Below are 403 nucleotides of genomic sequence, written 5' to 3'. Positions count from 1 at the left end.
GCTGTTTGTTGTTTGTGAATTGCATAGTGGACGCGAGCATCTTGTGGCCAAGTTTTTTAGGGCACACGGTGGATGCCTTGGCATCAGGAGCCGATGAAGGACGTGGGAGGCTGCGTTAAGCCTCGGGGAGTCGCCAACCAGACGTTGATCCGGGGATGTCCGAATGGGGAAACCTAGCACCAGTCATGTGGTGTTGCCTCCGCCTGAATGTATAGGGCGGTTGGTGGTAACGCGGGGAAGTGAAACATCTCAGTACCCGTAGGAAGAGAAAACAAGAGTGATTCCGTGAGTAGTGGTGAGCGAAAGCGGATGAGGCTAAACCGTATGCGTGTGATAGCCGGCGGGCGTTGCGTATGCGGGGTCGTGGGACCTTCTGGTGGTTGCTGCCGCAGCCACGAACAGT

At 56.1% G+C, this 403-nt stretch carries 1 other annotated feature (running past one end of the window).

The features are described from left to right. The first annotated feature begins 45 nt into the window (after positions 1–45). Positions 46–403 (top strand) — a sequence feature (mutual gap in cmsearch alignment for this rRNA model is longer than 100); it runs 3,694 nt beyond the window's last position.

This window comes from Herbidospora cretacea, assembly GCF_001570605.1.
In the GTDB taxonomy this organism is placed as follows: Bacteria; Actinomycetota; Actinomycetes; order Streptosporangiales; family Streptosporangiaceae; genus Herbidospora; species Herbidospora cretacea.
The sequence above is the reverse complement of the archived record's forward strand: the minus strand, read 5'-3'. Positions and strand labels throughout refer to the sequence as shown.